27 protein-coding genes and 4 pseudogenes are annotated in these 22,178 nt (G+C 58.5%); 15 read left to right on the top strand and 16 right to left on the bottom strand.

All coding sequences use genetic code 11. The annotated features are described in order from the left end of the window. The first annotated feature begins 450 nt into the window (after positions 1–450). Complete coding sequence (locus BC360_RS09245) at positions 451–702, top strand: type II toxin-antitoxin system ParD family antitoxin (RefSeq protein ID WP_065795034.1); 252 nt, start codon at positions 451–453, stop codon at positions 700–702. A 1-nt stretch (position 703) separates the two neighbouring features. Beyond that, complete coding sequence (locus BC360_RS09240; RefSeq protein ID WP_065795005.1) at positions 704–1,066, top strand: type II toxin-antitoxin system RelE/ParE family toxin; 363 nt, start codon at positions 704–706, stop codon at positions 1,064–1,066. A gap of 378 nt (positions 1,067–1,444) precedes the next feature. Here BC360_RS09240 and BC360_RS32690 read toward each other — a convergent pair whose 3' ends face one another. The 4 genes and pseudogenes from BC360_RS32690 to BC360_RS32680 form a co-directional block, all read right to left on the bottom strand. Further along, on the bottom strand, positions 1,445–1,717 hold the full coding sequence (locus BC360_RS32690; protein WP_244512701.1) for a CcdB family protein: 273 nt from the start codon (positions 1,715–1,717) through the stop codon (positions 1,445–1,447). A 39-nt stretch (positions 1,718–1,756) separates the two neighbouring features. Further along, positions 1,757–2,053, bottom strand: a pseudogene (locus tag BC360_RS32685) (thiazole synthase); the annotation flags it as partial. A 129-nt stretch (positions 2,054–2,182) separates the two neighbouring features. After that, positions 2,183–2,785 (bottom strand): UPF0149 family protein, encoded by a 603-nt coding sequence (locus tag BC360_RS09230; RefSeq protein ID WP_065795004.1) that lies wholly within the window; start codon positions 2,783–2,785, stop codon positions 2,183–2,185. Then, positions 2,782–3,145: pseudogene (locus BC360_RS32680) on the bottom strand (IS66 family transposase); the annotation flags it as partial. The pseudogene BC360_RS32680 and the gene BC360_RS09230, both read right to left, overlap by 4 nt. A gap of 218 nt (positions 3,146–3,363) precedes the next feature. Here BC360_RS32680 and BC360_RS09225 point away from each other — a divergent pair. Then, positions 3,364–3,798 carry a hypothetical protein gene (locus tag BC360_RS09225; protein ID WP_139109968.1) on the top strand — a complete coding sequence of 145 codons (435 nt, stop codon included), beginning with the start codon at positions 3,364–3,366 and terminating at the stop codon, positions 3,796–3,798. 350 nt (positions 3,799–4,148) lie between these two features. After that, a complete protein-coding gene (locus BC360_RS09220; protein WP_208858168.1) occupies positions 4,149–4,358 on the top strand; it encodes an SHOCT domain-containing protein in 210 nt (69 codons plus the stop codon). Between the two features lie 568 nt (positions 4,359–4,926). On the opposite strand, the gene BC360_RS09215 is transcribed toward BC360_RS09220, so the two are convergent. Further along, a complete protein-coding gene (locus BC360_RS09215) occupies positions 4,927–5,322 on the bottom strand; it encodes a type II toxin-antitoxin system VapC family toxin (RefSeq protein WP_065795001.1) in 396 nt (131 codons plus the stop codon). Next, entirely contained in the window at positions 5,322–5,561 is a 240-nt protein-coding gene (locus BC360_RS09210) for a type II toxin-antitoxin system VapB family antitoxin (RefSeq protein ID WP_065795000.1), read from the bottom strand. The genes BC360_RS09215 and BC360_RS09210 overlap by 1 nt, the downstream gene beginning before the upstream one ends. Before the next feature lie 303 nt (positions 5,562–5,864). Between BC360_RS09210 and BC360_RS33030 the strand changes: the two genes are divergently transcribed. From BC360_RS33030 to BC360_RS30650, 3 genes are read left to right on the top strand one after another with little or no spacing between them, the layout of a single operon-like run. Then, positions 5,865–6,161 (top strand): DUF1403 family protein, encoded by a 297-nt coding sequence (locus BC360_RS33030; protein ID WP_320416826.1) that lies wholly within the window; start codon positions 5,865–5,867, stop codon positions 6,159–6,161. Next, the gene (locus tag BC360_RS33025) at positions 6,140–6,349 is read left to right on the top strand and encodes a DUF1403 family protein (protein ID WP_320416825.1); all 210 of its coding nucleotides are present in this window, start codon (positions 6,140–6,142) and stop codon (positions 6,347–6,349) included. Before BC360_RS33030 ends, BC360_RS33025 begins: the two co-directional genes overlap by 22 nt. Positions 6,350–6,362: 13 nt before the next feature. Further along, complete coding sequence (locus tag BC360_RS30650; RefSeq protein WP_208858167.1) at positions 6,363–6,578, top strand: hypothetical protein; 216 nt, start codon at positions 6,363–6,365, stop codon at positions 6,576–6,578. 126 nt (positions 6,579–6,704) lie between these two features. Here the strand turns inward: BC360_RS30650 and BC360_RS09205 are convergent, their stop codons facing one another. The 4 genes and pseudogenes from BC360_RS09205 to BC360_RS09195 all read right to left on the bottom strand — a co-directional run bounded on the left by BC360_RS09205 (position 6,705) and on the right by BC360_RS09195 (position 7,930). Then, on the bottom strand, positions 6,705–7,142 hold the full coding sequence (locus tag BC360_RS09205; RefSeq protein ID WP_065794999.1) for a type II toxin-antitoxin system VapC family toxin: 438 nt from the start codon (positions 7,140–7,142) through the stop codon (positions 6,705–6,707). Then, a complete protein-coding gene (locus BC360_RS09200; protein WP_065794998.1) occupies positions 7,139–7,387 on the bottom strand; it encodes a type II toxin-antitoxin system Phd/YefM family antitoxin in 249 nt (82 codons plus the stop codon). Before BC360_RS09200 ends, BC360_RS09205 begins: the two co-directional genes overlap by 4 nt. Positions 7,388–7,454: 67 nt before the next feature. Then, positions 7,455–7,591 (bottom strand): annotated as a pseudogene (locus tag BC360_RS32675) (recombinase family protein); the annotation flags it as partial. Between the two features lie 18 nt (positions 7,592–7,609). Beyond that, a complete protein-coding gene (locus BC360_RS09195) occupies positions 7,610–7,930 on the bottom strand; it encodes a hypothetical protein (protein ID WP_065794997.1) in 321 nt (106 codons plus the stop codon). 92 nt (positions 7,931–8,022) lie between these two features. On the opposite strand from BC360_RS09195, the gene BC360_RS09190 reads away from it, so the two are divergent. Beyond that, positions 8,023–9,105: an ISAs1 family transposase gene (locus BC360_RS09190; protein WP_065794996.1), complete on the top strand. Its 1,083-nt coding sequence runs from the start codon at positions 8,023–8,025 to the stop codon at positions 9,103–9,105. Between the two features lie 1,067 nt (positions 9,106–10,172). Here BC360_RS09190 and BC360_RS09185 read toward each other — a convergent pair. The 4 genes from BC360_RS09185 to BC360_RS09170 form a co-directional block, all read right to left on the bottom strand. Further along, positions 10,173–11,201 carry an ABC transporter substrate-binding protein gene (locus BC360_RS09185; RefSeq protein WP_413813735.1) on the bottom strand — a complete coding sequence of 343 codons (1,029 nt, stop codon included), beginning with the start codon at positions 11,199–11,201 and terminating at the stop codon, positions 10,173–10,175. A gap of 89 nt (positions 11,202–11,290) precedes the next feature. Further along, on the bottom strand, positions 11,291–12,058 hold the full coding sequence (locus tag BC360_RS09180; RefSeq protein ID WP_065795033.1) for an ABC transporter permease: 768 nt from the start codon (positions 12,056–12,058) through the stop codon (positions 11,291–11,293). Between the two features lie 85 nt (positions 12,059–12,143). Continuing rightward, on the bottom strand, positions 12,144–13,043 hold the full coding sequence (locus BC360_RS09175; RefSeq protein WP_065794994.1) for an ABC transporter permease: 900 nt from the start codon (positions 13,041–13,043) through the stop codon (positions 12,144–12,146). After that, positions 13,040–14,155 carry an ABC transporter ATP-binding protein gene (locus BC360_RS09170; protein ID WP_065794993.1) on the bottom strand — a complete coding sequence of 372 codons (1,116 nt, stop codon included), beginning with the start codon at positions 14,153–14,155 and terminating at the stop codon, positions 13,040–13,042. Before BC360_RS09170 ends, BC360_RS09175 begins: the two co-directional genes overlap by 4 nt. Before the next feature lie 282 nt (positions 14,156–14,437). On the opposite strand from BC360_RS09170, the pseudogene BC360_RS09165 reads away from it, so the two are divergent. The 7 genes and pseudogenes from BC360_RS09165 to BC360_RS32670 form a co-directional block, all read left to right on the top strand. After that, positions 14,438–15,061, top strand: a pseudogene (locus BC360_RS09165) (GntR family transcriptional regulator); the annotation flags it as partial. Next, positions 15,059–15,136 (top strand): hypothetical protein, encoded by a 78-nt coding sequence (locus BC360_RS33115; RefSeq protein ID WP_413813734.1) that lies wholly within the window; start codon positions 15,059–15,061, stop codon positions 15,134–15,136. The pseudogene BC360_RS09165 and the gene BC360_RS33115, both read left to right, overlap by 3 nt. A 103-nt stretch (positions 15,137–15,239) precedes the next feature. After that, a complete protein-coding gene (locus BC360_RS09160) occupies positions 15,240–16,595 on the top strand; it encodes an aspartate aminotransferase family protein (RefSeq protein ID WP_065794991.1) in 1,356 nt (451 codons plus the stop codon). After that, entirely contained in the window at positions 16,595–18,304 is a 1,710-nt protein-coding gene (locus BC360_RS09155) for an acetolactate synthase catalytic subunit (protein WP_065794990.1), read from the top strand. The genes BC360_RS09160 and BC360_RS09155 overlap by 1 nt, the downstream gene beginning before the upstream one ends. After that, positions 18,301–19,077: an SDR family oxidoreductase gene (locus tag BC360_RS09150; protein ID WP_065794989.1), complete on the top strand. Its 777-nt coding sequence runs from the start codon at positions 18,301–18,303 to the stop codon at positions 19,075–19,077. Before BC360_RS09155 ends, BC360_RS09150 begins: the two co-directional genes overlap by 4 nt. After that, positions 19,052–19,807, top strand: a complete 756-nt coding sequence (locus tag BC360_RS09145; protein WP_244512697.1) for a winged-helix domain-containing protein — start codon at positions 19,052–19,054, stop codon at positions 19,805–19,807. Before BC360_RS09150 ends, BC360_RS09145 begins: the two co-directional genes overlap by 26 nt. A gap of 288 nt (positions 19,808–20,095) precedes the next feature. Beyond that, a complete protein-coding gene (locus tag BC360_RS32670) occupies positions 20,096–20,428 on the top strand; it encodes a hypothetical protein (protein ID WP_083222499.1) in 333 nt (110 codons plus the stop codon). 446 nt (positions 20,429–20,874) lie between these two features. Here the strand turns inward: BC360_RS32670 and BC360_RS32120 are convergent, their stop codons facing one another. Both BC360_RS32120 and BC360_RS09130 read right to left on the bottom strand, forming a co-directional pair. Further along, positions 20,875–21,363 carry a hypothetical protein gene (locus tag BC360_RS32120; protein ID WP_065794987.1) on the bottom strand — a complete coding sequence of 163 codons (489 nt, stop codon included), beginning with the start codon at positions 21,361–21,363 and terminating at the stop codon, positions 20,875–20,877. Positions 21,364–21,908: 545 nt separating this feature from the next. Then, positions 21,909–22,142: a hypothetical protein gene (locus tag BC360_RS09130; RefSeq protein WP_065794986.1), complete on the bottom strand. Its 234-nt coding sequence runs from the start codon at positions 22,140–22,142 to the stop codon at positions 21,909–21,911. Positions 22,143–22,178: the final 36 nt, after the last annotated feature.

Here is a 22,178-nt window from a genome sequence, read left to right as displayed (position 1 = left end):
CAACGCGAGCATGATCGCAGCGGCTGCAGCGAGCTACTTCGTAATGTTCATGTGCAAGATGTCCCCCAGCTCCCTCGGGGACCATGTTACAACTTTTCGAAGAGTCGAGCTCACTACCTAAATCCATCCTTGATGCCGATTTCGTCGGCGACCGACTTCACACAGATGCGTCCTTTCGCGTCCCGCATTGTCTAATGTTGCGAGCGGTCTGGCGATTTTCTCATCGATTGGCGTGCTGCTCGGCTCGGCGCTAATTGGCGAGATCGTTAGCACGCGTTCGAGGGGAAGTACTCTTTAGCCAAGGCTGAGCGGAACAATCAGCGGGCGGCGAGGTGCCGGCCGGCACGCTCTATGGCGCCGCCAAGACGCGCGGAATTTCTTGCGTGCGTGATGAATATTGACAATATGTGCGACGCGTCCTACGCTCAAAGGCAGGAAAAGGATACGCCCATGGCTTCGGGAAGCATTCATGTAAAGGTTGGTGGCCAATTGCAGGCTCATGTGCAGCAGCAAATCGGTGATGACGGCCTCTACGAGAACGCCAGCGAATACATTCGGGCGCTTATCCGTCGCGATTTGCAGACCCGTGACGAAGCATGGGAAACCTTGCAAAAGGAATTGGCTCCTGCCATGCGTGCCGATGACAGTGCGTTTGTCACTGTGACGGCCGAAGACGTAATCCGCCGCAATCAGCGCCGTTGATATGGGTGCATATCGGTTTTTCCACCGGGCGGACGCCGCCCAGGACAAGATTTGGCGTGATACCGTCGAGACGTGGGGCGAACAGCAGGCAGTCACCTATATTACAGGCCTACACACCCACTTACAGCGGTTGTGCGCCGATCGGCTGATTTGGCGGAAGCTGCCGCAGCGGCTGGTTGTTCCCGAGGATATCAAACGGGACGCGTATTTCAGCCGTTACGAGCGCCACTATGTCTTCTTCCGCGAACTGGACAACGGCGATCTGGGTGTCATGAGCATTCTGCACGAGCGGATGGATCTGCCGGTTAGGCTCATGGACGACCTGGTGGCGATTTCCGAAAAAACTGCCATTTCGGACAAGTAGGCCAACCCTTGAGCTTTGCGAGTAGAATAGCGTGTGTCTGCCGGGGCGAGGTCGCCTGGTCGCAAAGGGTGAAATCCCTCGAGAAAGCGGAGCGGCTTGCCGGGGGTGGTCGGTCCCGGTCCCCGGCCTCCGGCCGGCGCTTACGCTGGACCTCCTGCGGCGACCCTTTTAACCGGTCAAGCCGCGCGCGAACGGGCTCTGGCCGCCATGGCGGCCGCCGCCTGGTACGCTCATCCTTGTCTGGTTCGTGCAGCATGACCGGCGTGGACACATCGCGCGCACGAAGCCAGTTTCACGCGGGTGCCCAACCGACTAGGTATGAGGCTCCGCGCGGTTAAGCCTGCATCGGAAGAGACCTTTGGACTTGCCAGCCCTCAGCTAGAAGCCGTGAAAAACCAGATTGAGAGCGGCGATGATCTCGTCGTGATGTTGGGACAGGCTCACAATGGGTTCGGCGAGAGCGGACACCGGTACTGCCGCGAGGAATTGTGTAACCAGAGCACATTGGATACCGTCAATTTCAAAGACGGGGTTAAGACGCCCGGCCGGCAGAGGTGCTGCTTCCAAGGGGAGGAGGGGCACGACCACACGTGTCTTAAGTTCGTCCAGCCAGCTTGAACGTCCAGGACATAGCCCCCACCGGGATTGCATAGCCGCCATCGGCCGACGCCGCCTGACGTGGCGCGCGGCCATACCGGCTTCAAAAGCCTGGCGACCAACCTCGATCGCCTTGGCAAAACCCGATGCCATCATGGCAGGATTTCCCGCACCAGCCACCGCGGTATTCAGGAGCGCTGCATCGAAACCGAGCTCCATCACTGTCGCTGCATGCGAAGGGCGGCCGATGCCGGCATCGACAATCAGCGGCACGTCAGGGAAATGCGCGCGCATCGATCTCAAGGCGGACAGATTTTGCGGCCCCATGGCACTGCCGATCGGGGCACACCAGGGCATCAACACGCGGCAGCGAGCTTCCAGCAGACGCTCTGGTGCAGTCCTTGATGGTATCCGGCACGAGCGCCCCACGGTTATTGTGTTGACGGTCTCGTCAGGGTTGCTGGTCGTGGGGTCTGCTGCAGTCATCAGCATAGGCATGATGCTCATGCTGATGCCTGATTATGCCTGATTTGCGGGTGCTGCCGGATTGAAGCGCATGGGCTTGCAGTAGGCGTAGATTTCGTCGACGGCATGGGGTAACGCGCGCCAGGCTTCCTTGAACAGGCTTTCCGGAGGCTTGGGGAAGGTCGAAGCAAACATGTCGGCCAATTCGGGCTTGGTTGAGTGCATCAGGATGGCGAGGAGTGGTTCGCCGATTCTCTTTTCTGCAAACAGCGGCGCCCATTGCTCAAGGTTCAGGTTCATCGCTCCGAAGAACCCATCTGCCCAGTCGCCGGCGAGGACTTCCTCGTCGTCCGTCCGCATGTAAATCGGGGAATAGGCGCCAGGCCTGGTGAGCTGGTGGGCTATCCGGTTGTAATGATCAACGACGGTATCGATGACGGCCTGCATTTTGTTGCCGATGAATGCCCGTCGCTCGTGTTCGCCGACAACATGCCACATCCAGTCATTGGGCAGTAGGAAGGCCGGCCCCGCGGCGAGCCCGGTAAGGAAGCCGTTCAACATCGACACGCCCCCGCAATGCGGCGGTGGCTTGGCCCTGTCGAACCAGACCTCCAGGTCTTCAAGTGTCATGATCGGTAGGCGCCGGGGTTGTTTCACGCTGCTCTCGACAATGGTTTGCCTTCCGCCTCTCTTTGCGTTTTCCAGTTCCAGGCCAGAAACTGGTCAAGCTCGTGGCTTTTGACTTCCCCGAGACGATCTTGTCAAGAACGTCACTCAGCCATGTATAGGGATCTAGGCCGTTGAGCCGGGTCGTTTGAAGAAGAGATGCGAGCACCACCCAGCTTTCAGCTCCCCCACAACTGCCGGCGAACAGCGAATTGCGGCGTCCGAGGCCAATGGGACGCATGGTTCGCTTGACCGTGTTGGAGTTTATCTCGACGCGGCCATCCTCCAGGAAGAGCGTCAGATCCGACCAGTGTTTCAGGGTGCAGCGATCGCGCGCGAAACCGGATCGCGGATCTCGCGGTGGTCGTCGACGACAAGGATGTGGGGCGCGGCGTTCATGTGAGGTTTGTAGCCCAGACCGGCGCCGGCCGTCCCGAAATTGTTGTGCCTGAATGTGTCAACGGACGTGCTCGACAAAGATTGTCGCAACAATGCGGCGCACCGAAAAAGTTCAGTGACATCCACCGGCCTGAATACCTCCAGCAACGGAACTGGCTGTTGCCCCGACAATGGAGACAGAGATGAAAAAGAGAACAGTTGTTCTTGGTGGCGTCGCCGCCGCGACATTGCTCGCTGGCGGATGGGCCTACGCGCAATCGACCGGCTATGGCCCCGGCCGCTTCGGTTCGATGTTCGCGCACGGACTAGGCGGCATGGGGCCCGGAATGATGCGAGAAATGATGGGCGGTGGGCAGACCTTCGGCGATCTCGCCATCAAGCCGGAGCAGGAAGCCGCCTGGACCAAATACGCCACAACGCTGAAGGACGCGGCCGGGGCGATGACGGCGGCGTTCGACGGAGCCGCCAATGATCCCAAGCCCGCCACGCCGCAAGATCATTTTGCGCGGATGACCAAAATCCGTGATTGGGCCGGAAGCAATTCGGGGCCGTGCAAACGGCGGCGAACGAACTTCTCGCCACGCTTGACGATATACAGAAGGTAAGGCGCAGGTGAACCTGCCCGGCCTGGCCTTTGTCCCGGCATCATGCATGGCCGCGCCGGCGGCCCGCCGTTCTGGCGCTGAGGCCAATGTTCCTGACACGGCGGCGACGCCGGTGTGCCAGCAGATCCAGCATCGCGCCAACGTTGACCAAGGTCAAAGACCTTCGGCGCGGTCCGGACGATAAGAAAGCAAGCAGGGCCCCTCAAACGGGGAGGTTTCGATTGCGCCTAAAGCATTACTACTCGAAGGCCATGCGCAAACCGGCGGCATCCTCCCTGGGAGCGGTGCCCGCGGCAGCTTAGTCGCCGCCTTACAATTACGGTCAGCACATGTGGGACGGAGCGGGGTGGATGTTCTTTGGTCCCTTCACGATGCTTCTATTCATTGCGGCGGTCGTTGCGCTGGCGGTGCTGGTCGTCCGCTGGCTGTCGGGGACGCGCCAGGGCGGTACCGCGCAACCGCCGACGAATACCCCTCTCGACATCCTCCAGGAGCGCTTCGCCCGCGGCGAGATCAACAAAGAAGAATTCGAGGAACGGCGGCGTGTTCTGGGTGCCTGAGCGGAGCCGAGCCCGGCGCGAGCGCGGTGAAGGTAACGGAGCCAGCTTCTCCACCAGCCGCCCTTATACCGAGATCGTCCGCGGCAACATCCTTAACCTGTTCAACGCCATCCTGGTGGGTAGCTCGAGAACAAGGTGGCTCTGAAGTTTGCGGTCAACAGCTTGCGAACTTCAGATGGCTACCGCCGAACGCGCAGCAAGCGGCCGTGATGCAAAGCGACCAGCCCGCTGAAACGGCGAATCCGCTGCCCGCACCTAAGGGCAATTGCAATCTAACTATCGCGCACTACGCCGGCATCCCGTGCTCCGCATCGGTCTCACGCCGGTCTCACGCCGAGGCGATGGGCAATGAACTTCAACACCACCGCCTCGGGGGCGGCAGGCGAGGGGTGCAGTTGGTGGCAAAACCAAGCTTAGAGATAGGCGAGATCCGAGGTAAGGATGTGCAACGTATTTGTGCCCACCGTCGTTGTCAAGTTAGCGAAGCACGAACTCACCCATCCATGGATCACCCAAAAGTGAAGGCGTCACAGGAAACGTTTTTCGTTGCCACTTCAACGTCATTCGATCAAGCCACGGCGATGTCGGTATGTACAAGGTCGTTACCCTTGAACAGCAGCGGAAGGCGATAGGCCCGCGCACAGGCATAGGCAAAACAGTCGCCCATGTTCAGCTCGGCTTTGTGGCGCCCCTTTCCGAAGATCCGGAATGCCTTGATGGCTTCCCGGCCGATGGTCGCACTGATCTGGATCATCTCGGCGGATGTTTCCTCAATGAAAAGCTCGACAAGCTCTTCTGCCTGTTCGATCGGACATGCCCGCTTGCGTGCAAGGCCAGCCGTTGCTTCGTAGACGACAACCGGCGAAACATAAACCTTGCTGGCTTGGGCAAGTCGGGCGGAGAGGGAAAGGCGGTCTTCCTCATCACCGATTATGCCGATGATGGCGGATGCATCGACGAACACTATGCGTCTCCCGACAAATCATCGAAAAATGCTTTATCAGCTTGCATTCTGCTGGCGGGAAAAGCACGGTAACGGTCGGACAGGCGCTCCAGGCGCTCGGTCAGCGGGATCTCCCCGCGAGCGCGTCGGTATTCCTGTTCCACCGCTTCACGGATAGTGTCGGTCAAACTTTTGTTCTTAAGCTTGGCCAGTTTTCGGACCGCATTGTCGGTCGCCTCGTCTTTGACGGAAAACGCCATCTCTATCTCCGTTCGTCCATACGTATAGACAGCACTGTATAGATATCATTGCCTCCCCCTTTGTGTCAGTAAATTTGTGCCAAGCGGAGTCTATGCTCGCCGCCTCGACATTGCCGCGAGCTTTTCGAGGTAGGCCAGCACGCCGGCATTGTAGAACAGGGGGGAGGCTCGCTTGTTCAGGCGAAGCAGCGCACTCCACAAGGTGATTTTCGCTATTCCGCCCGGCGATTCCATCCATCCTCAATATGAAGGGCGCAATGACCGATAAGGCAATTATCGGACGGTTTTGCTTTCCGACAAGCCGTGCGGTTGCCCGAAAATAATGGCATAAACCGCACGCCTCGATTATGCACACCGGTATGGATTCGCCTACGTGCACATGCAGCGCGACCGGCGCCCGATCGCGTGCCCAACTGGGCGCTGTCGTGTGACGCGTCTGCGAGCGAAGCGGACGCGGCCTTTGCCGCCGGCGCCGCGTTGAACTCCCTGGATAATCTTGTTCGCTCCGAACCTACGTGGTCCGGTTGCCGCTGCCGTCCGGCTGATGGGGCGTGGCGAGGACGACGCTGCCCTGTGCGATGTGCGACGCCGTTTTATTGACCGTTCCGGGCGACGATCCGTGGCCGGCCGGATCCATGGTTCTGGCATTCCGAACGCTTGCAGCGACGAAACGAGCGATCGGCAGCAAATCCCTGGAGGACCTGGCTGGCCACATGGGGTTGCGTCGCGATGGTTTGAGCCAAACAGCCGACGGAAACGCCGACATCAGCCGCGACCAAGCAGCATAACATCGCCATTCCGATGTTCGGCTACAAGAACCATGCCGGCATCGATCGGGTATCTGCGCAGCCTGACCGACAAGGCGAGGGAAGGAAAATGGTCATGGCCCTGCTGCGCGCCAAGCTTGACGAAAGCAAGAGACTTCAATCCCCGGGGGAGGAGAATTTTGGGGCCACCCCACGGCTTGAAGTGTCGGATCCGATCCTGAAAAGCCTGCAGAAGTTGAACCAGCGATGATGATGCGGGCCGGCCGATCTTTGTGAGGCCCACTTGGCGCATTCGTCATTGGTATCGAGACGTCACACAGACATGTTGATGAAAGCTTGAACGTCGACCAACCTGGTGCCGAAGCACTCGCTTCGCTCAAACAGGTGCTGCCATGAGGTCGATGCCGAACGGCTCAAAATGCCGCAGGTTCAGTGTTACCACCGTCAAGTCGTGGGCCTTCGCCGTTCCGGCGATGAGCGCATCAGCCATGCCAGGACTGTGTCCCGAAGCGATTGCTTCGGCTTCGAGCTTGCCGGAAATCGCAGAAACCGCCGCGTCGATCGACAGGATCCGATCCTCATATGTCGAGAACAGGCCGTCCATCCAGCGCGTGAGACCGTTTGCCTTAGCGGTAGCACCTTTCCGCTCGAGCAACATGATCCCGCGCTCGATCTCGTGAACTGTGACAACCGACAGGAAAAACTCAGTTGTGTCTTCAGCCTTGTCCAGCCACGCGATCAGCCCCGTCGCGGTCTCGGTCCGCGAAGGTGACAATAGCGAAACCACATTCGTGTCGAGGAGATATGCTGTCAAAGATCGACATCCCGTGAAGGCGAGGTATCGCGCTCAAACTCTCCACCGGGAAAGGTCTTCAGGTATGAAACGAAGCTGGAACGACGGGGTTTAAGGGCGCGCTGTGCAATCTCCGCCGCCTGTAAGGGGACAAGAGCAGCTACCGGCTTTCCATGCCGGGTGATCGTGACAAATTCGCCCTTGATGGCTTCATCGACATAGCTGGAGAGACCAGCTTTCGCATCCTTTAAACTGACAGTGGACATCGGCGCCTCCGTAAAGTGGTCACATATGACTATATATGGGCTTGACCCACTCAGGGTCAAGGGACGGTTACGCCGCTTCGATCGCCAGAAGTCCGGATCGTCTCGCGCGATCACACAGATTCTTGACAGATGAAGGCGACCATTTGGTCCCGCCGCGTGGCGTACGCTCGTGAGTTTCTCGAGCTGCGCCCCAATCTCCCGAATCATGCAGTTGTCTGTTGTCTAAGACTTCCTGAACCGCTCCAAGCGGTTGTCGGCGATGTATTTTTCGTGTGCGGTTAGCTTAATCATCAGCTTGTCGGCATCTCTGGTGCGGCCATTGGCAATTGCGTCCCGGAGCTGCTTAGCGATGCTGTCCCTTTGAGCCAGATAGTTCCTCGCAAACAGTACTACCGTTGATGGATGTGGCCTATCGGTGTCGCTCACGCTTACGTTTCTCCGGTCCTTGATTTCTTTTGGATCACCAATCCCAATTGCGTCAAAAGAGGTTGAAACGTTGAAACTGTGTCCGAACGCGAGAGGTGACGAGTCGAAACGCTCCATGCTGCCTCAGGGGAATCGCATTTGAATTTTTGGGTTGCATTTTGAGGGTTGCGGGATTCTTTGAATTGGCAGTTCGTTAGAGGAGAGCTGCCATTTCCTGTCTTGAAAGTTGTTTCGGGGCGCTGCCTGACCCACGTGCCCGCAATGCCTGCCATCGGCTGGGCGAGCTTGTCGTGATGATGGTGGCGGCGAGCCTGTGTGGGGCGACGACGGCGACGGAGTTCGCGCTGTTCGCAGAGAACCGCAAGCCTGCCCTGTCGCGGCTGATCGACTATGACTGCGCGCCCAGTCACGACACCTTCTCGCGGCTGTTGCGGCTGATGGATCCAGACGCCTTTGCACAGGCCTTCGCGGTGTTTGCGGCGGGCTTCGCCCAAGCGCTTGCCGAGATGGAAATTGGCGCAGGCAATGTCGTGGCGGTTGACGGCAAGACGTTGCGGCGCGCCTATGAACGCGGTCAGGCGGCCAGTCCGCCATTGACTGTCTCGGCCTTTGCCGCCGAGGCGCGCCTGTGCCTGGCAGCGGCGACACCGAACAGCGAGGAGAACGAGATCGAGGCGGCGATCAAGGTCGTGGAGCTGCTTGATCTCACGGACAAAATCGTCACTGCCGACGCGCTTCACTGTCACCGCCGCATGGCGCAAGCCATCGTCGATCAGGGCGGAAACTATGTGCTCGCCCTGAAGGGAAATCGCCGCCACTGGCGCCAGAAGGCGCGCGAAATCCTGGCAGAGGCCGAACCGGCAACGGCCGAGCACAGCGAATTCAGCCATGGCCGCAATGAGTGGCGAAGGGCCGAGGTGGTGCCGACGCCCAAACCGCTCATGGTCGGCCATGCCGCCTTCCTGCGCATCACCTCCAAACGCAACCAAGGCAAGCCGCTGACGCGCCTGTTCATGACCTCCACCCTGCTCACGCCCAAGCAGGCGCTCGCCATAACGCGCGCCCATTGGCAGGTCGAAAATGGCTTGCACTGGATGCTCGACGTTCATCTCAACGAAGACCTCAGCCGGGCGCGCAAAGACAATGCTCCAGCCAATCTCGCAATCATCACCCGTATCGCCCGCAACATCCTGCAGCGCATCGATATCGACAAAACCCCCATCAGCCATCGCATCAAGAAGTGCGCCTGGAGCGACGACTATCTCGTCAATGCGCTCGCCCAAATGCGATAGCCCTGCATGCTGCCTGGGCAATGTCTTCTGGAACCATAATGCGCCTCAGTTGAATTCAACCAAGCGTAGGCACTCACGCTTTCGTGAGGGTTGCGTGCCAACTCGCACCAAAATGAAATGACATAAACATGAATCGACGCATCAATGTGCGGGCCATACGCCCGTCAGTCGGTGGGACTGCCTGAATACGAAGGCTACCCTTGCTTTGCTTCTGACCCGCAGATTTGCGGGTAGAATAATGTGTGCGTGCCAATATCATTGGCCTTTTCGAAGGGGGCCAACATGCATGAGCATCATATTCCTGCGTTCGTCGCGGACGGCATCGCAATCGGTTGCAACATCTGGGCAGTCGGTGACGACATGTACATTTTTGGCGATTCCGATCTGCCGGTGGAAGACTTCGAGCGGATAGCCCCGGGACCTCGACCGAATTCAGCGGTAGTACGAACCACGTGACCACCTGAACCGCGCGATTATCGCATACCTGCGCTCGACTGGCAGACACTCAACGGACGAAGACCATTTCTCACATCCTCCACGGGCATCTGCCCCAATCGCTATCGAGGCGCGAACCTTGAGCGCCCGATCGTTCAGCATGAGGAACCGAGCAGTTGTGGCTCAGCGCAGCCGAGAGCCGGTGCGAGGTGATGTAGGTCGCCTCGATCACATGTGCGTTGTAGTCGACGCCCAGTTGGTTTGGGACGGTCAGGAGTAGCGTGCCGGCCCAGCGCTTGCCTCGTCCTTTGCCAGCTGGCTGATGAGGGGCGTCCGGCTAGAAATCGCTGCTTCAAACCGTCATCGAGATTTCGAGTGGTCATGCTCGCCATGAGCATCATTCATCATTGGCCAACACTCGGTCATGCGCGCCTCCTGCGAAGGAAAACGGCTCTACTGAAACCCGTGTGAGAGGCCCGGAAAAGCAGGGCAGGTAGTTGCTAAGTGCCGGAAACTAGAGCCGCATTTTCGTCGGCAGGCTCCCCGTAGATCGGTTGGCGAACAGACGGCTCAGATCTGCTTGAGAGACCCGAGCTGTCTGTTTCATGTCTGCGGTTTTTTATTGCTGTGGGCTAGCGAAGCCACTCGTTCCAGCGTTGCAGCAGTTGCGCCGCATTGGCGTTGATCCACTCTGCATCGGGGACAACCATGTAATCCCGGACCTCGTCTGCATGCGGCATCGTCTTGCGTACGTCTTCCGACATCAAGGCGATCGCCTCGGTGCTTGGCGGCGTGCACGACAGCACTTCGCAAGCCTGCGCCTGTGCCTCCGGCGAATTCAGCCAAAAGGCCATAAGCTTCAGCGCGTTGTCACGGTTCTGCGCCCCTTTGACAAGCGCAATTCGGTCTCCGACTAAGAACGATGCCTTGTAGGACCAGCCAATCGGCAACCCCTCGTTCTGCATCGCCTTCGCGCGCGTCAGCCATATCTGTCCAACTGAATAGTCGCCGTTGCGAAACCCTTGCACACTCTGATCGCCGGTCTTCCACCACACCGAAACCGAGGGCCGGAGCTCGTCGAGTTTTTCTAGCGCCCGTTCGACGTCAAGCGGAAACAACTCCTCACGGCTGACACCATCGGCAAGCAATGCCGCTGCCATCACACGCCATGGGTCATCGAAGTTCGGAAAAGCACGCTCACCCGGAAACGTCTTGCTGTCCCACATATCGGCCCAGGTCTGCGGCGTCGGTTCTCCATCGCCGGTTCGATAGGCGAGCAACGTGGCTGTCGATTGCAAAAGTGCACCGCCGGCCGCACAGGCGTTCGCACCGAGATCTCTCCTTCCGGCGAACTGTTTGCAGAAACCGGTCAGGTCTTCGGTGACCGCCTTGTGTGCCGTGGATGCCGCCTGGATTTCACCATCGAGATAAAGGTCCCAGGTGACATTTCCAGTCTTCACCATCGCCGCGACCTTGGCGCGCATTTCTGCGTTGGTCGCAACGACAGTTACGACCTTAATCCCGGTCGCCTTCGTGAAGGGATCGAACCAGGCCGCCTTCAGCGCGCGGTCGTAGGCGCCGCCAGTCGAAGCGATGACCACTTGCTCGCTGGCAAATGATGCAGAAGACCAAGACAGCAAAGGCAATATGCCCGCAAGCATCAGCTTATGCATTTTATTCCAACTCAGCGGCATCGAAATCATGGGCTGTTCCTTTGTAGGGTTGGCAGGATGGGAAAGCGTCGCTGTGATCAGTTTCGCTTTTGGGCATTGGCCAAATGAATGGCGCCCATCAACATGAGCGAAACCGCCACCAGCACTGTCGAGACAGCCGCGATGACCGGCGTGAGGTTAAAGTCGATATCTTCGAACATCTTGCGTCCGATCGACTTGCCGCCAATATCCGAAATGAAGAACGCGACCGTCGCTTCATCGAACGAAGCCAGAAAAGCGAACACGGCACCTGCCGCCACACCCGGTGCAATATTGGGCAAGACCACCAGCACGAAGGCCTGCAACCTGTTGGCCCCGCAATTCAGTGCCGCCAATTCCAGCGAGGGGTCGAAGCGCTGGAGCGCCGCCGTCACCGTGATCATCACGTAAGGTGTGGCAAGCACGGTATGGGCGATGAGAAAGCCGAAGAAGTTTCCCGTAAGCTGCAGCGGCGAGAACACCAGATAAAGTGCGACCCCAAGCACGATATGCGGCACGATCATCGGTCCAAGCGCAAGAGCCTGAAGCGCCGATCGGAAGGGGAGACGCCCTCTCACGATCGCCAGCGCGGCCATCGTGCCAATGACCGTGGCTGTCGCAGTCGTGGCAAGCGCGATCTTGAGGCTGAACCAGGTCGCCGTCATCCAGTCCGGGTCACTGAAATAGGCACGGTACCATTTGAGGCTCAGCCCGCTCGGCGGAAATTCAATATAGTCCATCTCGCTGAGTGACATGGGGATGACGATGAGCGTTGGCAGCAGCAAGAAGAAGAGGACGCAACCGATCACGCCGCCCAGAGTGATCATGCCGAAGACCTTGGCAAAGACGTGGAAGGCTGGCGCGGCGTAATGGTCGCGGACCAGTGACAGACGATTTGGCGAACGTGCGAGATCAATGGACACTGTGCAATCCCTTGCTGAGCGAGAGTGTCTTTCGAAACAGGAAAACGAAGATGAGCGTGACAGCCAAAAGCACCGTCGAAAGCGCTGCGGCGAACGGCCAGTCGAGCAGAACGGTCGTTTGCTGTCCTATCAGGGTCGCCATCAGCATTGATCCCGGGCCGCCGACCAACGCCGGCGTTATGTAAAAGCCCAGTGCAAGTACGAAGCACAGGACGCTGCCCGCAAAAACACCCGGCAGGCTAAGCGGCAAGGTGATGCTGATGAACGCGCGAAACGCTCCAGCACCAAGATTGCGCGCTGCCCGAACATAGTCTGGTGGCAAGGTCCGCAATGTCGAGTAGATGGGCAGGATCATGAATGGCATCAACACATGCGTCATCGCCACGATCACTGCGCCCTGCGTGTAGATCAGCTTCAGCGGTCCGTCAGTAATCCCGACATCCGCCAAAAGCGCATTCACGATGCCATTGCGTTGCAGAAGAACGACCCACGCGTAGGATCTGACCAGAACTGACGTCCACAGAGGTATGAAGACGCAGGCCGCAACCACCATGGCGACGCCATGTCTCAACCGCGCCATCAGATAGGCCACGGGAAAGCCGAGAAAGAGGCTTGCAATCGTCACAATGAATGCAACCTTGACCGTGCTTGCCAACACGTCGAGATAGAGCGGCTCGGCAACGAGACGCCGATAGTTATCAAGGCTGCCGCCCTCAAAACTCAGTGCAACCAGCCGGGTGACGGGGTAGACGAATCCGATGAGCAGTGCGGCGATAAGGGGCGTCGCCAAGCCGATCGAAACGCTACGTGAATAAAACCGTGCGGACGCCACGGTCGACCGTGGCTGGCGGGCGGACACAGCCGGCGAAACTTCGGAAAGGCCGCTCATGCCGCATGCCTTTCCGTTTCCGGAAACAAGTGAATGGCTCCATCATCGAGCAGAAGGTCAACCTGGTCCCGCTCGTGAAAAGGCAATCCTCCATCGGCCGGAAGCTGTATCTGCAATAGAACGTCCGGGCGGCTTTCCAGCCGTACCAAGACAATATGGACGGAACCCACGAAGACGCAGGTCTCCACAACAGCCGCAAGGCAGCCCGCACCACCTTCACCACGCTTGGCAACCCGAACCCGCTCCGGGCGTATCGCAAGCTTTATTGTTTCGCCGGCCGAAGGGCCGACCGCCCGCAGACCTTTTGAACGAATGGAAAGAACAGTGTCGTCTGACAGACGCACCACGGCCGTGCCATCTGCGTTCTCGATGCAACTGCCTTCGATGAAGTTCATGCGACCGATAAAATCGGCCACAAATGCCGAATTCGGTTGCCGGTAGAGTTCTGTCGGAGTGCCGAATTGCATCAACTCGCCGCCGGCCATAACCGCAACGCGGTCTGACATCGTCAGCGCCTCGTCCTGATCGTGCGTCACATAGACAACGGTCGCACCCAGCCGCTCTTGCAGGCGCTTGATTTCGAACTGCATCGCCTCTCGCAGCTTCTTGTCCAGCGCGCCCAGTGGTTCATCCATCAACAGAACAGGCGGTTCGAATGCCAGCGCTCGCGCCAATGCAACGCGCTGCTGTTGGCCGCCGGACAATTGTTGGGGGTAGCGCTCCCCATAACTTGAGAGCTGCACGAGTTCGAGCATCTCCTCGACCCGCGTGGCAATCCGCGTCTTGTTGGATCGACCTCGCATGCGCAACGGAAATGCGATGTTCTGATGAACCGTCAGATGCGGAAAAAGAGCGTACTTTTGAAACACCATGCCGATGCCACGACGGTTGGGAGCAACATGCGTTACATCTCGTCCGCCAATGACGATCTTGCCGGCGCTCGGTCCCTCAAAGCCCGCGATCATGTTCAGCGCGGTTGTCTTGCCGGAACCGGAAGGACCGACAAGCGAAACAAACTCACCGGCACCGATCTCAAGTGACAGGCTCGTGACGGCGCTCACGCTGCCGAAATGCTTGTCGAGCCCAATAAGAGACAAATATTGACCAATCAATTCTGACTTTCCTTTCAACTGTTCCGGTGACGCTCTGTGGCGACTAACCTCTGAAGGGCCGCGAGACGGCCCCGTACCGACAATCCCATCGGGCGACCCGCAGGCGCTGTCGGGGCAAATCAATGCTGAAGAAAGAATCCGCATCACCCTTGGAGGCGGTACCCGTGACGATAATCAAGAAAGCTGCTAGGACTCGTTGATGCGACAAAAGTTTTGCAGAACTTTCATATTTCATTTTTGTTGCATCAAAAATTTGCATTGTCAACTGAGTGAGGGGTTTGAATGGCGGTCCATGTGAGCGAGCTGGGCAATATTGATCGTGCGGCGGAAAACCTTGGTGATGCCGCGTATCGCCAGATGAAGGAGCGGATCATCCGTGGCGTCTACCGCCCGGGGCATAAGTTGACGGTGAGGGCAGTTGCCCAGGAATTGGATGTGAGCACCACTCCTGCGCGTGACGCGATCAATCGGCTCGCAAGTGAAGCCGCGCTTGTCTATGCCGGCCCAAAGACGGTCGTCGTGCCTATCCTTGATGCAAAAGCGCTGCAGGAGATCACGCTTATTCGGTTGGCGCTCGAGGGGTTGGCTGCGCAGCAGGCCGCTGAGCATGTTGTCCCCGAGGACGTGAAGGCCCTTAGATCTCTTCAAAAACAAATTAATTCGGCTCTTGATGCTGGGCGATACGCGGATGCCCTGTGGCATAACAAAGAGTTCCATTTTGCGATCTTCCGGCTGGCAAAATTGCCGCACCTCGTTTCGATGATCGAAACACTTTGGTTGCGGATCGGCCCCTCCTTGCACGATCTTTATCCGGAATTTGCAAAGGAGCGGTTTGGTGTTCACAACCATGAGGTTGCGATGGAGGCGCTCGAAGAACGCGATGGCGCTAGCGTCCGGGCTGCAATGGAGAATGATATTCGTGACGGCTATCGGCGTCTGAGGCGGGCCTGTCGCGAAAGGGCGACTGCATCCGCGCAATAGAAAATTTGTTGCGTGGACTTGACGGCCGATATTTTTGTTGCAACAAAATTGTAAAGCTCGTACAAAACGACGAGCCGAAATTGTTGCTCAGAAAGCCCAAGCCATGCCAGTTCAAGGAATTCATGCCGCGCAGGCCTCGCCTGCACGGACCAAATCGACACGTCTATTCCGACGCGCAGTGCCGGTTTTTCCCGGTGGTGTGACCCGCGCCACGGTAGAGAAAGATCCAATCCCGTTTTATGTCGCGTACGGGGAGGGCGCCTATCTGGTTGACGTCGATGGCAATCGCCTGCTCGACCTCAACAACAATTTTACGACCCTTATTCACGGACACGGCTTCGAGCCGGTCCGTCAGGCTGCAAGCGATCTTATGCGGACGGGAACGTGCTTTGCCAACCCGACCCAACACGAGATCGGGCTTGCAGAGTTGCTTGTCGACCGTATCCCGGCCATCGAACAAGTGCGATTCGTCAATAGCGGCACCGAAGCGGTGATGTTCGCAATCAAAGCCGCCCGCGCATTCACGGGCCGGCCTGGAATTGTCAGGGTCGAAGGGGCCTATCACGGCGCTTACGACTGGGCCGAGGCCGGGCAGGCGGGGGCCTCAAACCCAGACGACCGGGCAGCGATCCCACGGGCAATACCTGCCTATCATGGCACTCCTGTAAGTGTCGCCGATGACGTCCATCTCATCCGCTTTAACGACGTAGACGGACTTGAACGACGCCTACACGCCTTGCGTGACCGTGTCGCCTGCGTGTTGATCGATCCGATGCCCAGCCGCGCCGGTCTTATTCATCCCACTGCCACCTTCATCGAGGCCCTTAGTTCAGCCGCACGCAAGCATGGCATCCTCATCATCGCCGATGAGGTTCTCAATCTCAGGCAGGGCTACGCAGGAGCCTCGCCGCGATACGGGCTCACCCCCGATCTCGTCACGGCCGGCAAAATCATTGGCGGTGGGTTCCCGATCGGCGCGATCGGTGGACGTGAAGAGATCATGCGGGTTTTCGGTACGGAGGTGAACAAGCCTCTGCTGTTACAGGGCGGCACGTTTTCCGCCAATCCCGTCTCCATGGTCGCCGGTTGCGTCGCCATGGAAGCAATGACACATGATAACTTCAATCACCTCGAGGCGCTTGGAGAACGGCTGCGCGGCGGCCTCAGAAGCAGCATCAGCCGCACCGGTGCGCCGTTCTCTGTCACCGGCGCAGCTTCCCTGTTTCGCATACACCCCAAACCCCATGCGCCAACCGAGTTTCGAGAAGCCTTGCTGAGTGATGCGCAAGGGCTCGTGATGAAGGGACTTGCCCGGCATTTCCTTCAAAGCGGCATCCTGCTTCCCCATGGCGCCGCAGCCAGCCTTTCGACACCAATGACCAACAGCGACGTCGACCTCGTGCTCGCTGCCTTCGATGATTTCCTGAATGTTCACGCCGCCAACGAGAGGGCGCAATAATGACCAATGCCGCAACTGAAACTGTCGCCGAGCGCATTGCCCGCATCCTCTGCCGCCACCAGGTAGAAGTCATCTTCGCCCAGAGCCTTCCCTCGGCAGTTATTCTCGCGGCGGAGGCGGCCGGCATCAAACAGATCGCCTATAGGCAGGAAAACATGGGCGGGGCGATGGCCGACGGATATGCGCGCATATCAGGCAAAGTCGCTGTCGTTGCCGCCCAGAACGGTCCTGCGGCGACACTTCTTGTCCCGCCTCTCGCGGAAGCCTTAAAGGCAAGTGTTCCGATCGTTGCGCTCGTTCAGGATGTTGAGCGCGACCAGACGGACAGAAATGCATTCCAGGATCTCGACCAGATCGCACTCTTTCAATCTTGCGCCAAATGGGTCCGGCGCGTTCATGTCCCAGACCGGATTGACGACTATGTCGACGCCGCCTTTACCGCCGCTGCGTCCGGTCGCCCGGGGCCTGCGGTCTTGCTCCTGCCTGCCGATCTGTTACGCGCGCCGGCTAAGCCGGCCGCCCTTCCGAGATCAAAATGCCTCGGGCACTGGCCACTTGATCGCACGCGTCCCTCTGAAGAGGCCCTCAATGAGGTGGCACGACGTATTGCATCGGCGCAGGCGCCTATCATCGTTGCAGGTGGCGGCGTGCATGGCGCAGACGCCGCAGAAGAGCTGACAGCCTTGCAGCACGAGGCAAGCCTACCCGTGATAACAACCAATATGGGCAAGGGGGTGGTCGACGAGTTTCATCCATTGTCTGCCGGTGTCCTTGGATCATTGACCGGGCCACGCTCGCTCGGACGTCACTCGCTGACTTTGATTGAAGAAGCTGATCTGGTCATCCTCGTCGGGACGCGAACCAATCAGAACGGAACGGACAACTGGCGCCAGATTCCAACCTCTGCGACAGTCGTGCATATCGATGTCGATCCGACAGAGATCGGACGGAATTACGAGGCGATCCGCCTCGTTGGCGACGCGGCGCAAACGCTCTCGGCCCTTCGCGAAGCACTTGCTCGCGTCGACCTGACGTGTCGCCACAGTCATCGTGTGCGACTGGAGGAGCGCATAGCAGGCTTCTGGACCGCGTTCGAACGTGATCGCTTAGATGTTGCGACTGCGACTTCCGGGCCCATCCGTCCGGAAAGGGTGATGGCGGAGCTTCAGCCCTTACTGACCGCTGACATGATCGTCGTCGCCGATGCCTCCTACTCCTCGATGTGGGTTGTCGGGCAATTGCGTGCACCAGGCATCATGCGCTTTATCACGCCTCGCGGTCTCGCAGGACTTGGTTGGGGGGTGCCGCTCGCGATCGGCGCCAAGGCTGCCCGTCCGCAAAGCCCGGTCATTACTCTCGTTGGCGATGGTGGCTTCGCCCATAGTTGGGCCGAGCTCGAAACCATGGTGCGCATGCAGCTTCCTGTCATCACCATCGTTTTGAACAACGGCATCCTTGGTTTCCAACGGGATGCGGAGACCGTGAAGTTCGGTAGCTACACGACGGCATGCCATTTCGCCGACGTCGACCATGTGCAAATCGCCAAGGCTTGCGGCTGCCCCGCGGTCCGCGTTGAGGATCCCGGTGATCTGGCCGATCTGCTTAAAAGCAGCATCAATGCTAAGGGACCAATGCTGATTGAGGTCATGACGGACCCGGAAGCACATCCTCCCCTTTCTCTCTTTGCGAACATGGATGCGGCAGCATGACAAATGGCCCGACGGCTAGGATCGCCGTGGTCACGGGCGGCACGACAGGTATTGGGCTGGCAACAGCCCGATATCTTCTCCAACGCGGGTACCGGGTTGCGATCTTCGGTCAAAACGAAGGCCATGTGGAAAACGCCAAGGACGATCTTGCCCGCGAATTTGGTGCTGAACGCCTGTTCGCGCGCACGGTCGATCTCGGGCAGCCACGTCAGATCACCACATTCTTTCGAGAGCTCGAGCAAAGCTGGGGAAGTGTTGCTGTTCTCGTTTGCAACGCCGGCGTCTCGCCAAAGGGTGTCGACTGTCCGACGCCCTTCGGCGAGGTCTCGCTCGACGAGTGGAACTCTGTTCTTTCGATCAACCTAACCGGTGCGATGCTGTGCTGCCAGGCGGTGTTGCCAGGTATGGTCCGACATGGCTTCGGACGTATCGTCTTCGTCGGCTCGGTCGCCGGGCGATCACTTCCACGCATCGCCGGTAGCGCTTACGTCGCCTCTAAAGCAGCGATAGCCGGTCTCGCGCGTTCGCTTGTCTGGCCCTACGCCGCCCACGGTATCACAGCCAATGTCGTTGCTCCGGGCAGAATTGCGACCGCAATGGCTGGTGCGATCAGCAACCAAACCAATCAGGCGGCTCTCGCTCGCATTCCCGCTGGCCGAATGGGCGACCCCAACGAAGTCGCCGCGGCCATCGGTTTTCTCACCTGCGATGATGCGGCCTTCGTCAACGGGGCAATCTTGGATGTCAATGGCGGTGAATACGCGCCAGCGTGAGGTTGTAATCGGCGTTTTGCGCAAAGGACGACAGATGAACGGACGAATACTGATCCAGACCGAAGACGCGGAGCTTTATCTGCTTCTTAAACACATCCTCACGCTCGATGGTTTTTCGGCTGAAAACAGCAACCGTTTGGGAGAGCTTCTGGACCGTGTTCATCAAGCCCCGCCATTGGCGATCGTGGTCGACTGCTCTGATCCCGAAATGAATGCATCGGCCGTTTGCGCCCATATCAAGGCCGCCACAAAGTCTGAGACAAAGATTGCGGCTCTCGTGAATACGGCGAACGGCGACCACGGTCGTCCGCTTGTCCCATCAACCGTGGACTGCATCATAGACCGTCCGTTCAATCCGGAGCGGCTGCTTGCTTTTCTGCGCGGCTTGCGCGCCGATGTGGCGGCGCAAGCCAGCACGAAATCGGCAGCGATACTGCGCTACGCCGACATCGAAATGAACCTCAATCGGCTTCGCGTCGAGCGAAATGGCCATTCGGTCGTTCTGTCGGCGCTTCAGTTTCGGTTGTTGATGTGCTTGATGCGGGCCCCCGACGTTGTCCACACGCGCGATGATCTAATTGCTGCGGCTTGGCCGCCCGAAGCAGAGGTCGAGCCACGAACCGTTGATATTCACATTGGACATATAAGGCGCGCAATGAAGCGGGAGGGGGCTGACGTCATTCGAACCGTTCGCTCTGTAGGCTACGCGCTCTACCTTCCATCGCATTGACCGTGCGTATTTTTGGAGTGCTTTGCCAACCCTTCCTACGCGCCTCAGGCCAGGCATCCAGTGCGCAATAAGCGGCGGCCGTCGCGGCCTGTGGACCATAAAGATCAATTGCGGCGGCGACGGCCTCCTCTGGCGCCAAGCCCCGAGCTCCTTACGTGCACGGGGCGCTTTTGACGCATGCGGCCACAATTATGCAGCTTCTCCCCCATATGATCGTAGCACGGGCTTCCGTTCATCGGCGGTTCAGGCTGATTAGCTCAATGTGATAGCAGTTAGGAGGAGTTTGCTATGAAAAAGCTCTTATCCGCCCTCGCAGCGATCGGCTTAGCTGCGTCGTTCGCCTTACCGCTAAGCGCCGCTCCGATTTTCGTGCCAAAACCCGTAGAAGTGCAGACAAGCGCTGTCGAACAGGTCAACCACTGGCGTCATCGTCAATGGCGCGCGGATCGTCGGTGGGATCGCCGCTGGGATAGGCGGCACGCTTGGCGTTCATGCGGTTACTACGGCAGGTGCTACCCGCGCCAATACGGGTACTACGGCTATCGTGACAGGCACTACGGCTATCGTGACCATTACCGTTACCACCGGCGGTCGGGCGTCACCATCTACTTCGATTTCTAGCGGGAAGCGAGCGCAGCACGCCAGCACGTCAATGCACCGACCCCGCGCGTCGTAGGTCGCCGGGATTGCTCCAACCCTTTACGTCTGCCGCAATCGGCATAAATCCTCCTTGCAGGAGGATGCCGAGATGTCAGAAGAATGGCCGATGTTCATTCTACAGTGTGTTGTCGTGATCGGCCTGGTAGGCGCTCTGTTCATCAGGGCAGACTAAAGCTCCACCAGTACCGCTTCCTGCTTCGACATCTGCTCAGGTCCGCCACTTCGGCGTGCGCTGTGCGTTGTGTAGTAGCTCGCGGGCAGTTGCGAAGTGACCAAATAGGTACCTAAGTCTCTTCTCCTCCTCGTAGCAGAGGCGGTGTCGTTTGCAGAAATCGGTCACTGACCAGACTTTGGTTGCTGCCTCAGCAGCGAGTTTCTCGGTTTCTACGCGCTCCATGTGTACCTCCCTACGATTTACATTCTGTCATCCTACTAAAGTCTAAAGTAGCGGAAAATAAACTAAGACATAGCCACTTTGGGTTATTCCGATTGTCGTGGCGCGCCTTGTCTCGCGACATGGCAATTGTGCGGCCGCTCTCCTTTTTACAGGATCGAGCGGCTGCCTTCGTTATTGCGCCGGTGTTGTCGTCGACGGCGTCGTTGTCGATGGCTCGGTAGTGGACGGAGTCGTTGATGGTGTGGTGGTCGATGGTGCGGTCGTAGTCGGCTCCGTAGTGGACGGAGTAGTTGTCGACGGCTGCGTCGTCGTAGACGGAGTCGTAGTCGGCTCCGTAGTGGTTGCCGGCGGCGTTGCCGTTTCTGTCGCTGTGTCGTTCGTCCCTGGCATTAGGAACATCACAGCCAAGATGATGATCACAACGGCGGCGACTAGACCAATCGTAGTATTCCGGTTCATGCCAGCTCTCCTCCAACGTGTGGCTTTCAAATAGGTACATGGAGCGCAGCTCGGGGTTTTCAATGTAGGGAGCTGATGTCCGGCAAGGTTGATCGCATGGCGGCCCGCTCTACCAGGCATCGCTCGGTCGAAAGCGCGCACTGGGAGAACTTTGCCAATATTAGCTAACGCTACATCCGCTTTGTGAGAGATGGATTCAAACCGAAGAGGTTCTCGAAGAGGCGGTGGTGAACCATCGCGTTCATGCAAGGGTATGCTGGAGCTTTTCAGCAACCCCGACAACCTTGAGAGCGTCTGCAAACCTCACCGCGACCGACTAATCCAGCGTGAGGAACGCCGAGGTCACGTTATTGGTTGCGACATCGCTGGCAGGCCGATTGATCCAAGCCATCCGTGGAGCCGGGGCGGATAGTCGAGCGCTTGCCGGAACGGGAGACGGACTACCTGCGACCCACCTGCGTTCCAACTGAGAGTAAATTTGACGAGGAGGGATGTTCACCATCTTCGTTGTGGATGACGACGGAAGCGACTTTGGACGAGCCAGCTCCCTTCATTTTCCACCAAATGTGTCATTCTCCGCTCACACTAAGTCGCCTTACGATCTCTCAGCGTCGAAAATACCTCAAACCAGAATTTGTAGTCATCGCTACGCGCCTCAGTCCACGCATCCAGTGCGCAATAAGCGGCGGCTGTCGCGGCCTGCGGACCATAAAGATCAATTGCGGCGGTGACCGCCTCCTCGGCTCTGAAGTTTTTCCAGATGCCATCCTTTCCGGCCGTATCACTGATGCCGGACGATCTAACGAGAATTTTGGACAAGCTCAATCTCCCTGCTGTCCGGCAGGTGATGTTGAT

The sequence above is a fragment of the Ensifer sp. LC163 genome, assembly GCF_001695855.1.
Classification (GTDB): domain Bacteria; phylum Pseudomonadota; class Alphaproteobacteria; order Rhizobiales; family Rhizobiaceae; genus Ensifer.
The sequence above is the reverse complement of the archived record's forward strand: the minus strand, read 5'-3'. Positions and strand labels throughout refer to the sequence as shown.